The organism is Gilliamella sp. X-23 (genome assembly GCF_057063545.1).
Map to the genome: position 1 here is coordinate 95,818 of NZ_JBXSQG010000009.1, position 13,382 is coordinate 109,199.

Consider the following 13,382-nt stretch of genomic DNA (forward strand, 5'->3'; position numbering starts at 1 on the left):
GCATGTTAGCAAAAACTGCCACCCATGCATTCACATCGGTGGCAGTTTACTTACATTTTTTCAACCGTCTTAATACCTAACATATCAAGACCAATTTTCAGTGTTTTCGCTGTTAAACAAGCCAATTTCAAGCGGCTTTGCTTCAAGCTTTCGCTGTCGGCTGTTAAAATAGGGCAGTTTTCATAAAAACTTGAAAACAGCGTCGCGATTTCATAAAGATAAGCACAAAGTACATGCGGCGTACCTTCCCTTGCTACGGTTGAAATTGTTTCGTCAAATTGAATTAAACGAGTTGCTAAGGCACGCTCTTTATCGGTTTCTAAACTAATATTACCTGTTAAGCTGTCTTCGGCAATATTTGATTTTTTAAATATTGATAACACACGGGTATAAGCATATTGTAAATAAGGTGCGGTATTGCCTTCAAATGACAACATATTATCCCAATCAAAAACATAATCGGTGGTACGGTTTTTGGAAAGATCGGCATATTTAACTGCACCAATAGCCACTGCATCGACGATTTCGGCAAGCTCACTTTCTGTTAAGTCAGGATTTTTGCTACGAATTAATGTTGTCGCACGTTCACAAGCCTCGTCTAGCAAATCATTTAATTTAACAGTATCACCAGAACGTGTTTTAAACGGTTTACCATCTTTACCTAGCATCATGCCAAACATATGGTGCTCAAGTTTTAATGATTCTGGCACATACTTGGCTTTATGAATAATTGTCCAAACTTGCTCCAAATGCTGATGTTGGCGAGAGTCAGTATAATAAAGAATACGATCAGCGTGTAACGTTTCGTAACGGTATTTTGCGCAAGCAATATCGGTTGTAGCGTAAAGATAACCACCATCCCGTTTTTGGATGATAACACCCATCGGCTCCCCTTCTTTGTTTTTATACTCATCTAAAAACACAACAATCGCGCCTTCGCTTTCAACGGCTAGCCCTTTTTGTTTTAAATCGGCAACAATTCCCGGTAGCATACTGTTATAGATGCTTTCGCCCATGGTGTCTTCAAGCGATAACGTAACATTTAAACGTTTATAAGTGACAATATTTTGCGTCATGGTAATATCAACCAACTTACGCCACATATCGCGACAATACTCATCACCGCCTTGTAGTTTTACTACATAATTACGGGCTTTTTCGGCAAACACTTCGTCTTCGTCATAGTGTTTTTTAGCAGCACGGTAGAATGACTCTAAATCTGAAAGATCCATATCATTGGCATGCTCATTTTGTATCTTTTCAAGATAGGCAATTAACATCCCAAATTGCGTTCCCCAATCACCAACATGGTTAGCACGAATAACGTTATGCCCTAAAAACGATAAAACGCGAACGCTAGCATCACCAATAATGGTTGAACGCAAGTGCCCGACATGCATCTCTTTGGCGACATTAGGTGCAGAATAGTCAACCACAATGGTTTGTGGCTTGGTTGGTAAAGTAATATTGAGTTTATTACTACCTAAAGCAACTTCATTTTGCTTAGCAATCCAGCTATTTTTTAAAAAGATATTGATAAAGCCTGGACCTGCAATTTCAACTTTTTCGGCGATATCGTCAATATCTAAATGTTGTAAAACCGCTTGAGCAAGCTCCCGAGGCGGCATTCCGAGTTTTTTGGCTACAGACATAATGCCATTTGCTTGATAATCGCCAAATTGCACTTTAGCTGATTGCTTAATTAGAGCGTCGCAGTTTTTATCTGCACCTGCCATAATCATCGCTTGCGAAACACGTTGCGTTAATAATTGTTGAATATTCACACTAAACCTAATCTATTTTCTAAAATGGCTAATATCATACCGAGAAAGTGACGAATTGTCACTGATTGGATGTGATGGGATATTTTTTTTATTTAAAAACAAAATAAAAAAATTAAATTAAATCAATATGTTTTCTGACGGTTTTATCTGAAATTTGGGAGAGTTGTTTTGGTTAATAGTATGTAATTAGTGTAGAAATTTTGCGCGTTTGTAGTTTTAGTGATTAAATAACTCTATCGACCATATCTGAGTTATAGAATTTGTCATAATTTCCTAACGAAGACGTGCTCATTATAACTATTTTGAACATCCAAACAACAAACGTTCGCCCTCCCCATAGCCAAACCATTCTACCCACCAAAACAAAAAGAGTAGGTTATTTTTCATCAAAAATCGGTCAGAAAAAGTATTGATTTTATTTAAGTTTTTATTTGGTGGTTTTTAGTCAAAAAACACCACCAAAACCGTTTCCTTCAATTTAAAAGACTAATCAATATTGGCAAACTTATGGCTTTGTACACTCAAAAGCCATTTATTATCCAAGCGGTCTTTGTTGATTTTCCCCAATAGTTCAATGGTTTCAAACATATTAAACGCACCATCTTTTTCGCACGGTGAAAGGTAATAGCGTTTGGCGTGAATTTGAGTTTCGATATATTGGCAAAAAGGGATAAAATCAGCATGATTTTCGGCAACAATCCGCACTTCATTGGCAGTAGGTTGTGCTATTTTTTGATAGCGTGACTGATAACAAAACTTAGGGCTAAGAGCTATATAATCTATAAGCGGATCAACTTTGCCAAGTCCATTACTTTCAATGGCAATAAAATAACCCGCATTTTTTAATGGTACAAGCAATTGAGGTAATGCTTTAACCATAGTGGGTTCGCCGCCAGTAATGATAATGTTTTTGCTGTTATATTCACTCACTTTAGCAAGCAGTGTATCTAACGTAAACCGGGTAAATTGGCGGAAATTAGTATCACACCAAGCACAATTTAAATTGCACCCAGCAAAACGGATAAAAACAGCAGGCATGCCTGTATTATAACCTTCGCCCTGTAAAGACTCGAAGATTTCAACGATGCGAAATTCGATCATATTGGGCTCCGATGATATTCACAATACGAAGTTGGTGTTTCCCATAATTTGATCATCGACACAGGCAAATATTGCGACAGGCGATCAAAGATAAATTTGCTCATTCCTTCGGCAGTAGTTCGGCATGGAAAGGCAAAGATTTTGCGCTCCATTTCTTGTAGTAATGTGGCGATACGGCGCTCATTTGGGTTATTTTGGTTGTAAAGATAAGCGTGATCCAGTGGATCAATAATATGCTGTTTAACAATCATTTTTAGATCAGCATAATCCATGACCATGTCTTGACTTGAACCATTATCGATAAGGTCACCGCTAATTTCGACTAATAAACGATAAGTATGACCGTGCAGATTGTGACACTTTTTATTGTGCCCATCTAGCATATGACAGGCGTCAAATTGAAACTCTTTAGCTATTTTAAACATTTTATATTCCTAGTTTTTTTACGTGGGATGGATTACGAACCACGGTTAGCGAACCTAACAAAATAAAGGCGCTAATATAATAGATAAAAGCTGAGTTGTCATCTTGCAAGTTTTATTTAAAACAACATTGAGTGGTAATTGATTGAATTGCGGTGACCTTTATTTTTGACGCTAGTGAAGCTTTAAATACTTGCTGATCTTGCTGTATAAATTTTATAAAAAATATTCTGGATTTGCTCTTGAAATTTAGATTGCAACACACATTTAGATCACATGCAAATGGGTTGAATGTGTTAAGCATTGAATCCAAATCTATTGCTCAGGAGATAAATACTATGAGGTTAGATAAATTAACAAACAAGTTTCAACAAGCTTTAGCTAGTGCGCAGTCTATTGCATTGGGTAAAGACAATCAATATATAGAGCCTGTGCATGTCCTATCAGCCATGCTTAATCAAGAAGGTAGCAGTATAACACCATTATTGACTACTGCTGGTGCAAATATTGCTATTTTGCAACAAGAATTAACGCAAGCTATTGATCGATTACCCCAAGTTCAAGGTGTGGGTGGGGATGTTATGCCATCGCAAGAGTTTATTCGCGTATTAAATCTATGCGACAAATTATCCCAAAAAAATGGCGATAGTTATATATCATCAGAACTCTTTATATTAGCTGCTTTAGAAGACAAAGGTAGCTTAAGTGATATTCTTAAAAGATCGGGTGTCAATAAAGACAAATTTAGCCAAGCAGTCAATCAAGTAAGAGGTAGCGATAACGTGAACGATCCTAATGCAGAAGATCAACGTGGTGCTCTTAAAAAATATACCATTGATTTAACTCAACGGGCAGAACAAGGTAAACTTGATCCTGTTATTGGTCGTGATGAAGAAATTCGCCGAACAATTCAGGTATTACAACGCCGTACTAAAAATAATCCGGTATTAATTGGTGAACCAGGTGTGGGTAAAACCGCCATTGTTGAAGGTTTGGCTCAACGTATTGTTAACCGCGAAGTACCTGAAGGATTGCGTAATAAACGTGTTTTATCATTAGACATGGGTGCGTTAATTGCCGGCGCTAAATATCGTGGTGAATTTGAAGAACGATTAAAAGCCGTGCTTAAAGACTTAGCAAAAGAAGAAGGTCGCATTATATTATTCATCGACGAAATCCATACCATGGTTGGTGCAGGTAAAAGCGATGGTGCAATGGATGCCGGTAATATGCTAAAACCTGCATTAGCGCGTGGAGAATTGCACTGCGTGGGCGCAACAACACTTGATGAATATCGTCAGTATATCGAAAAAGATCCGGCGTTAGAGCGTCGTTTCCAAAAAGTCTATGTTGCCGAGCCAACAGTTGAAGATACTATTGCCATTTTGCGTGGATTAAAAGAACGTTATGAACTGCATCATCATGTACAAATTACCGATCCAGCAATTGTGGCGGCGGCAACGCTATCGCATCGTTATATTTCTGATCGTATGTTGCCTGATAAAGCAATTGACTTAATTGACGAAGCCGCATCGAGTATTCGTATGCAAATGGATTCAAAACCTGAATCTTTAGATCGACTTGAAAGGCGCATCATTCAACTTAAACTTGAGCAACAAGCGCTTAAAAAAGAGTCTGACGATGCCAGTAAAAAACGACTTGAGATGTTAAATGATGAACTTTCTGAAAAAGAAAAGGAATATGCATCACTTGAAGAAGAATGGAAATCAGAAAAAGCAGCTGTTTCGGGCACGCAAAGCATCAAAGCTGAGCTAGAAAAAGCGCGGACTGAAATAGAGCAAGCACGTCGAGCTGGCGACTTGAGCAAAATGTCTGAATTACAATACGGCAAAATACCAGAGCTCGAAAAGAAACTGGCTTCAGCAACTCAGTTAGAAGGCAAAACCATGAAGTTATTGCGTAACAAAGTGACCGATAACGAAATTGCCGAAGTGCTATCTAAAGCGACAGGTATTCCGGTTTCTAGAATGCTTGAGAGCGAAAAAGACAAACTATTACATATGGAAGATGCTTTACATAAACGTGTCATTGGCCAAAATGAAGCGGTATTAGCGGTTGCTAATGCAATTCGTCGTAGCCGCGCTGGGCTTTCTGATCCAAACAGACCAATTGGATCGTTCCTATTCTTAGGACCAACAGGGGTAGGTAAAACCGAGCTTTGCAAATCACTGGCTAACTTTATGTTTGATAGCGAAGATGCCATGGTGCGTATTGATATGTCAGAGTTTATGGAAAAACACTCTGTTGCTCGCTTAATTGGTGCACCTCCGGGTTATGTTGGTTATGAAGAAGGCGGATATTTGACAGAAGCAGTTAGACGTCGACCTTATTCAGTTATTTTACTTGATGAAGTCGAAAAAGCGCATCCAGATGTCTTTAATATCTTACTGCAAGTTCTCGATGATGGACGCTTAACTGATGGCCAAGGTCGCACGGTTGATTTTCGTAATACCGTCATAATTATGACATCAAACTTAGGATCTGACTTAATTCAAGGTCAAGTTGATCTAAGTTATGACGAAATGAAAGCGCTAGTGATGACAGTTGTTGCTAAACACTTTAGACCAGAATTTATCAATCGTATTGACGAAACAGTGGTCTTCCACCCACTCGGTCAAGAAAACATCAAAGCGATTGCAAAAATTCAATTAGCACATGTTGAAAAACGTTTAGATGAACGTGGTTACCAATTGGATATCTCGGATGCAGCGTTGGAACAACTTGCTAAAGTCGGCTTTGACCCAATTTATGGGGCAAGACCATTAAAACGAGCGATCCAACAAGAGATCGAAAACCCATTGGCACAGCAAATACTGTCTGGCAAACTAGTTCCGGGTAAAACCATTCATCTAGATTTAGTTGGCGACAACATCGAAGCTAAACAGTAATTAACCATCAAACAACAAACCGGCCTTTATGGTCGGTTTTTTTATGCTACTAAAATAAACACCATAACAACCGCCTGAAAATAAAAATAACTTTAATTTTTTATATAAAAAACAATTGCTTTAATTTATAATTAAAAAAATTAGGATAGAATATTTAGGTGGTCTAATGAACCATAACTACAAATTTACCGTGCACGCTGCAGATAAAGGCTTTTCCACTTTTATCCAAATGTTATTTCTTATATTTGTGTTTATCATACCAACAGCAATTTTTATTTATCTTCTATTAACTTGTACTTCAAAAAATTGGATGGTGACAGTAGGCATCTGTGTTGGGTATCTCATAATCACCGCGGCGGCTTTTCGATTAGGCTTTTATCTTACAGTAAAAAAACAGCAAGAAAACCTACAAATCAGCATTGATGAAAACAACCTAACCCTATCATCTGAAATACGACCAACAACGGTAATCCCACTGCAACGAATTCACATCTTCTTTATCCATACTCTTGACTCTATTAAATTGGATTGTATCCGTATCAAATTAAATATTGAAAATATTGGCGATAAAGACACAATACTTGATTTTTCTATTGAACAAAAGCCATCATCAAGCACCGAAATCAAAGATAACTTTCTAGCTTTTCAACAGTTTATTGATATCTTTTATAAAAATGTCATCGAAAACAAATTCGAATTAATTGCAAGGGAAGTTGGCGAACCGGTTCCTGATTCAGAAAAAAAGATTTATGCAAGGAAGTAACGTTTGTATAAAAATATAAATAGAGTAAGAAAAGAAAACCACCAATAGAAAATATTTATGGCATTAATTTAATGGTATTTTTTATTATTTTAATGAAAAATTAATCGCTTATACAATCTAGACAAAGTGCCGCTTTCTAACAATAGGTCAAACTATGGACAAAACGCCTTAATAATTGCCATTTAATCATCCAAAAAGTGGTCAGAAAAGGTATTGATTTTATTCAAGTTTTTATTTTGATGTTTTTAAGCTAAATCAATCACTTACACAGCCTAAACAAAGCGCCAGCATATAGCAAATCAACAAAACCACGAATAGAGCACTTTAATAACAACTATTCAATCACCAAAAAATCGGTTAAAAAGGCATTAATTTTATTAAATTTTATTTGGTTTTTTATTCAAAAAACATCACTAAAACCATTCCCCAAAACACACCACCAAAGCTCAACCTTATGCGCTTAACAAAATTTTACAAAAATAAGCTGTTCTTTATTTTGTGGCAGAATACAATCTTTCGTCCGGACAAAAGTCCTTATTGTTAAGTAACAATCCTGAAATTCCCATAAAAAATTTATTTAAAAGGTAGGTTGTTATGCATTGTAATTACTCGGTGTATCTTTTGGGGTATCAAAGTTGCAGTTATCGAGCTTATTGAACTCGTCGAGTTTATCGGTAAGGCTATCGCCGATTTCCAAATTGTTATCTAAATTCTCGTTATTATCAACATCCGCATTGTTCTTCGTGGCATTGTTCTTATTATCATATACACAGGGCTCTATGGCATTAACGACATATACATCAAAGTATATTGAGGGTACTCCTCCATATTTAACCTTTGATGGGGGTCGGACAAAGGTAACAGACACAGACAGTTTGTTGTCTATTAGGTTACAGGATGGTCGAGTTATTACGCCATCAACTAATCCATCAAGTTCAGCAAATCCAATAATATTGCCGTATGTGGGGAGTAACTTAGGTCATATAGAAATGGTCGTTCCGTCGTCACAGAGTTCAATTAGTATAAATGATTTGGTTGTTCAGGGTAATTGGGGAGATGATGATGGAGATGGACAGGGTACAAGTGGTGTTACCTCATCGGGGAATATATCGGTATCGTTTACGGATAAGGATGGCAATACTGTTAATCGTAGTGATGCATTGGATATATGTAATGCTCCTTATAGGGTAAGGTTAGTAAGTACAGAAGGAAGTTTAACTACTCAGTATGGGGTGCCAAGGAGTAGTAGTTTTAGTGGGGCTACGGTGGATTATTATATTAATCCGTATGACGGTGTTCCTCGTGTTTGTTACGCACAGCCGAATTTGTTATATGGTGGTACTACTATCGTTCCTAATAATAACCCTATCATTCCTCATGATAGGCCTCGCTATGCAGGTCCTGCCAACATATGGAGTCCTGTTAAGGGTTTTTTAGTTCAGTCAATGAGTTCATCATCTTACGATCGAAACTTTCCGACAACGGGTGCTGATGGGTTGTATTTTGATTTAGATATAGGTGGGGTTGATGCAAGTCAGTTGACGTGGTCTGTTGTCACGAATGGTAGTATAAGAGCAACGGTGAGTTGGAGGCTGCCAAACCGAGGTGCATACGAAGATGAATGGATTACTGATAAATCAAAATATGTAACACGGGTAACGTTAAGAGGTCCTAGGGCTGATAGTTCTCAGATAAGTTCAACAAATCCTAGTCCTTTAACTGTACCATCTTTGCCGCAGACCTTTGAGTTGGTGGGTAGGGATAGCCGTGGTAATGAGGTGAAGTATGGATTTGTGTTAAAGCAGTGGTTCGTCCATCGGGGTTATGAACAGTCTCAACCGTCTCATCAAATATCTTGGTGTAGTCGTTTAGGTTATCGTCTTGCTAGGGTAAGTGATTTAACCAATTCAGTCAGAACTAGTCCTTTTCCTATTTCTGGCGCAACTCCTCGTTCATCTGGTAATTATTACCAGCGTCACATAGGTGCTGGGTTTTTCACGGAGTGGGGCTGCATGTACCCCTACCCTGGTGCTGGCATCGTCAACGACTACTACTGGACGAGTGACGTAATAGATGGCAAATACTTCGGTGTCGACTCGTACTACGGCTTCATCGGCACCCATAACTACCTCGACGACTACTATGCTGTTTGTACCACACCTTAGCTTTTATATCTTAGTCCTTAATCTTTGGGTTGCGGGGGCGGTTATGGTACAAATAGAGGATAATCTATCAAAGAATAAAGCCCCGCGTAAGTTGGGGCATTTCCCCTTAGGGCTGCGCTGTTGCTGCGAAGCCACAATCGTGCCGCCCCCCCGCCGCCCACGCTGAAAGCGTGGTTGGAAATCTTAGTGATTACGCTGTGGCGGTTTAAATTCGTGGTCTATTTATAGTACGGAAAGGTTTCGGGTGTGGTCACTATAGTTATTTTATACACCAAAGGTTAAAACGCCCGAAACCACTAACCCCAATCCATTCCATTCACCGAAATAAAAAAACTTATTTTTCACCAAAACAGATCGGAAAATATATTGATTTTATTAATGTTTTTGTTTTGGTATTTTTTATTCAAAAAACACCACCAAAACCATTTCCCAAAACAGACCAATAATAGCTCAATCTCACCATTAACAAAAATTTACAAAATTTTAACAAAAAAAAGTAGCCATTATTAATCAGCCGATTATAATTTAAGCGGCTTTAAAGCAAGGGAATGCTCATTAGTTGAGCGGTTAATTGTAAAAAATATAAATAAAACAAAAGATTACTTGACATGATAACTGAGATGCGCTACCATTATTTGGCAACTGGCAACTGGCAACTGGCAACTGGCAACTGGCAACTGGCAACTGGCAACTGGCAACTGGCCGGCCAAACCTATGCTCTAAATCTTTTTCAATTTCACTGTAGTCGAAATCAGACTCAATTCTTATTTTTATCACCGAAGTTATCGAGCTTAGCGAACTCGCCGAGTTTATCGGCAGGGCTATCTACAAGGCCGAGGCACTTACCTTGTCTATCTAAACTACCAAACTTACTTAGATTATTTAGATTAACTAAATTATGGTTGTTCTTCGTGCCATTGTTTTTGTTGTCATATACACAGAGTTCTATGGCATTAACGGCATCTACATCAAGGTATATTGAGGGTAGTGCGCCATATTTAACGTTTGACGGTGGTCGGACAAGGACAACCTCAACGGATGACTTCTTGTTTATTAAGTTGCGGGATGGCACAAGGTTCACACCGTCAACCAATCTATCAAGCTCAATAACTCCAATAGTTTTGCCTTATGTAGGTAGTACTTTGGGTGATATAGAGACATTGGTTCCGTCATCGGAGAGTTGGGTGAGTTTAAATGATTTAGTCACTAGGTATAATTATTGGCGTGATGATGATGGAGATGAGCTGGCTGCAAATGGTGTATCAGGGAGTATATCGGTATGGTTTACGGATAAGGATGGGAATACTGTTAATCGTAGTGATGTATTGGATATGTGTAATGCTCCTTATAGGGTAATGTTAAGTAGTACTGATGGTTATTTACAAACGCGGTACGGGGTTCCTAATAGGACTAATTTTAGCGGTCAGACGGTGACATATTATATCAATCCGTATGGTAGTCCTGTTGCTTGTTACGCAAGGCCGAATCTTAAATATGGCACAGACGATTTCACCGGCCTATCTAACATATGGTCTCGTACAAAGGGTTTTTTAACTCAGTCAAATGATTCATCATCTTACGACCGAAACTTTCCAACTACAGGTGCTGATGGATTGTATTTTGATTTAGACATAGGTGGAGTCGATGTAAGTCAGTTGACGTGGTCTCCGGTCACTCGTGGTGGAGTAACGGCTACAGTGACAAGTGTTACACCTAGCGATAGATGGATTTCTGGTGCTGATAGAGGAAAAGTTGTCGCACGTGTTAAGTTAAGTGGTCCTAGTGCTGATAGTACTCTGATAGGGTCAGATAATCCTAGTCCGCTTACTCCGTTGCCTTTGCCACAGACGTTTGAATTAGTCGGTAGGGATAGTAGGAATAATGTGGTGGTTAAATATGGATTTGTGTTAAAGCAGTGGTTCATCCATCGGGGTAATAAAAACGCTAGTCAGTCTGACCAAATATCTTGGTGTAGTCGTTTGGGTTATCGTGCGCCAGAGGTTAAGGATTTAACTAATGCGGTTTGTTCTGGTTGGCATTCAGGATTTTGGTGTCGAGGCGCAGTAGGTGCCACGCCGTCGTCTAGTAATAATCATTACAAGCGTCACATAGGTGCAGGTTTTTTCACGGAGTGGGGCATCCTTTACCACTACGCTGATGCGGGCTTTGTCGACAACATCTATTGGACAAGTGACGCATCAAGTCGTTATAGCTTCACTGTCGCTTGGGACCTCGGCGACATTAACGGTTTCAGTGCCAGCGACAGCTTTTATGGTCTTTGTTCCACACCTTAGTTTTTATTTCTTAGGCCTTGGACCGCGGGGGGGGGATGATGCAAATAGAGGATAACCTAACAAAGAATAAAGCCCCCGCGTAAGTTTGGGGCTATCCCTTAGGGTTGCGTTGTTGAGGTGAAGCTACAATCGCGCCGTTCCCCCCGCCGCCAACGCTGAAAGCGTGGTTGAAAATCTTAGTGATTACGCTGTGGCGGTTTAAATTCGCGGTCTATTTATAGTACGGAAAGGTTTCGGGCGTGGTCATTATAGTTATTTTATACACCAAAGGTCAAAACGCCCGAAACCACTAACCCTAATCCATTCCATTCACCGAAATAAAAAAGCTTATTTTTCACTAAAACAGGTCGGTAAATATATTGATTTTATTAATTTTTTTGTTTTGATGTTTTTTTATTCAAAAAAACACCACCAAAACCATTTCCCAAAACCGACCAATAATAGTTCAACCTCATCGTTAACAAAAATTTACAAAATTTTAACAAAAAAAAGTGGCCATTATCAATCAGCCGATTATAATTTAAGCGGCTTTAAAGCAAGGGAATGCTCATTAGTTGAGCGGTTAACTGTAAAAAACCAAATAAAACAAAAGATTACTTGACATGATAACTGAGATGCGCTACCATTATTTGGCAATTGGTAACTGGCAGCTGACCGGCCAAACCTACGCCCTAAATCTTTTTCAATTTTACTGTAGTTTAAATCAGACTCAATTCTTATTTTTATCACCGAGATCGAGGTGCTTATCTTTTCTATCTAAATTATCAAACTTACTTAGATTATTTAGATTAACTAAATCATTGTTGTTCTTCGTGCCATTGTTTTTGTTGCCTTATACACAGTACTCTATGGCATTAACGGCGTCTACATCAAGGTATATTGAGGGTAGTGCGCCGTATTTAACGTTTGATGGTGGCCAAACAAGGGCTACTTCAACGGATAGTTTGTTGGCTATTAAGTTGCAGGATGGCCAAGTCATCATGCCGTCTACGAATATATCAAGTGTATCAAATCCAATAAGATTGCCTTATGCAGGGAATACTCTGGGAGATATAGATATGTTAATCCCATCATCAGTGAATTCAGTGAGTATAAGTGATTTGGTCACTAGGTATAATTATTGGCGTGATGATGATGGTGATGGTCAGGGTACAAATGGAGTTACCGCATCGGGGAATATATCGGTATCATTTACGGATAATAATGGTAATGCAGTAAGTCGTAGTGATGCATTAGATAAATGTAAGGGTCCTTATAGGGTAACCTTAAGAAGTTCAGCGGGATATTTACAAACACGGTACGGGGTTCCTAATAGGACTGATTTTAGCAGTCAGACGGTGATATATTATATCAACCCGTATGACAATAGTTCTGGTCTTTGTTACTTTGTGAATTACGCAAGGCCGGTTACTTCTTATGGCTCAGCCGATTCCGCCGGCCCAGCTAACATATGGGATTTTCATAAGGGTTTTTTAACTCAGTCAGATGATTCATCATCTTACGACCAAAATTTCCCAACAACGGGGGCAGATGGGTTGTATTTTGAGTTAGAGATACCAGAAGGAATAGATGGAAGTCGGTTTACGTGGTCTCCTGTTTCTCGTGGTGGAATAACAGCTACAGTCAACTGGGCGCCAAGTGGGACGAAGGTAACATTAAGCGGTCCTAGGGCAACTAGTACTCAAATAAACTCAAGTAATCCTAGTCCGCTTACTCCGTTGCCATCTTTGCCACAGACCTTTGAGTTGGTGGGTAGGGATAGTAGTGGTAATGAGGTTCGGTATGGATTTGTGTTGAGGCAGTGGTTCGTCAATCGGGGTGATAAAGAGGATACACAGTCTAACCAAGCATCTTGGTGTAGAAGTTTAGGTTACCAATTGTCACAGATTAAGGATTTAACTAACGCGAAGTGTGGTATATCTTCCTCATTCCCTTGTGTAAATG

General features: G+C 38.9%; 8 protein-coding genes and 1 riboswitch. Of the genes, 5 read left to right on the top strand and 3 right to left on the bottom strand.

Features of this window, described 5'->3' with window-relative positions; all coding sequences use genetic code 11:
• Positions 1-50: 50 nt before the first annotated feature.
• The 3 genes from argS to queD form a co-directional block, all read right to left on the bottom strand.
• Complete coding sequence (gene argS, locus ACYH9I_RS07590; RefSeq protein ID WP_483560086.1) at positions 51-1,784, bottom strand: arginine--tRNA ligase; 1,734 nt, start codon at positions 1,782-1,784, stop codon at positions 51-53.
• 486 nt (positions 1,785-2,270) lie between these two features.
• A complete protein-coding gene (locus ACYH9I_RS07595; RefSeq protein WP_483560088.1) occupies positions 2,271-2,885 on the bottom strand; it encodes a 7-carboxy-7-deazaguanine synthase QueE in 615 nt (204 codons plus the stop codon).
• Positions 2,882-3,310, bottom strand: a complete 429-nt coding sequence (gene queD, locus ACYH9I_RS07600; protein ID WP_483560089.1) for a 6-carboxytetrahydropterin synthase QueD — start codon at positions 3,308-3,310, stop codon at positions 2,882-2,884. The genes ACYH9I_RS07595 and queD overlap by 4 nt, the downstream gene beginning before the upstream one ends.
• A gap of 3 nt (positions 3,311-3,313) precedes the next feature.
• Positions 3,314-3,359: riboswitch (PreQ1 riboswitch) on the bottom strand.
• Positions 3,360-3,645: 286 nt separating this feature from the next.
• On the opposite strand from queD, the gene clpB reads away from it, so the two are divergent.
• The 5 genes from clpB to ACYH9I_RS07625 all read left to right on the top strand — a co-directional run.
• The gene (clpB, locus tag ACYH9I_RS07605; RefSeq protein ID WP_483560091.1) at positions 3,646-6,216 is read left to right on the top strand and encodes an ATP-dependent chaperone ClpB; all 2,571 of its coding nucleotides are present in this window, start codon (positions 3,646-3,648) and stop codon (positions 6,214-6,216) included.
• A gap of 166 nt (positions 6,217-6,382) precedes the next feature.
• Positions 6,383-6,979, top strand: coding sequence for a hypothetical protein (locus tag ACYH9I_RS07610; RefSeq protein WP_483560093.1), 597 nt, complete (start codon positions 6,383-6,385; stop codon positions 6,977-6,979).
• Positions 6,980-7,758: 779 nt separating this feature from the next.
• Positions 7,759-9,144 carry a hypothetical protein gene (locus ACYH9I_RS07615; RefSeq protein WP_483560095.1) on the top strand — a complete coding sequence of 462 codons (1,386 nt, stop codon included), beginning with the start codon at positions 7,759-7,761 and terminating at the stop codon, positions 9,142-9,144.
• Between the two features lie 608 nt (positions 9,145-9,752).
• Positions 9,753-11,438, top strand: a complete 1,686-nt coding sequence (locus tag ACYH9I_RS07620; protein ID WP_483560097.1) for a hypothetical protein — start codon at positions 9,753-9,755, stop codon at positions 11,436-11,438.
• A gap of 602 nt (positions 11,439-12,040) precedes the next feature.
• On the top strand, positions 12,041-13,382 hold a 1,342-nt coding region (locus ACYH9I_RS07625; RefSeq protein WP_483560099.1), incomplete at its 3' end, for a hypothetical protein.

Excerpts from the sequence above, each read along its gene's own strand:
- queD (WP_483560089.1), bottom strand. The coding sequence starts at position 3,310 with ATGTTTAAAATAGCTAAAGAGTTTCAATTTGACGCCTGTCATATGCTA.
- ACYH9I_RS07620 (WP_483560097.1), top strand. The coding sequence starts at position 9,753 with ATGATAACTGAGATGCGCTACCATTATTTGGCAACTGGCAACTGGCAA.
- clpB (WP_483560091.1), top strand. The coding sequence starts at position 3,646 with ATGAGGTTAGATAAATTAACAAACAAGTTTCAACAAGCTTTAGCTAGT.
- ACYH9I_RS07595 (WP_483560088.1), bottom strand. The coding sequence starts at position 2,885 with ATGATCGAATTTCGCATCGTTGAAATCTTCGAGTCTTTACAGGGCGAA.
- ACYH9I_RS07615 (WP_483560095.1), top strand. The coding sequence starts at position 7,759 with ATGGCATTAACGACATATACATCAAAGTATATTGAGGGTACTCCTCCA.
- ACYH9I_RS07610 (WP_483560093.1), top strand. The coding sequence starts at position 6,383 with ATGAACCATAACTACAAATTTACCGTGCACGCTGCAGATAAAGGCTTT.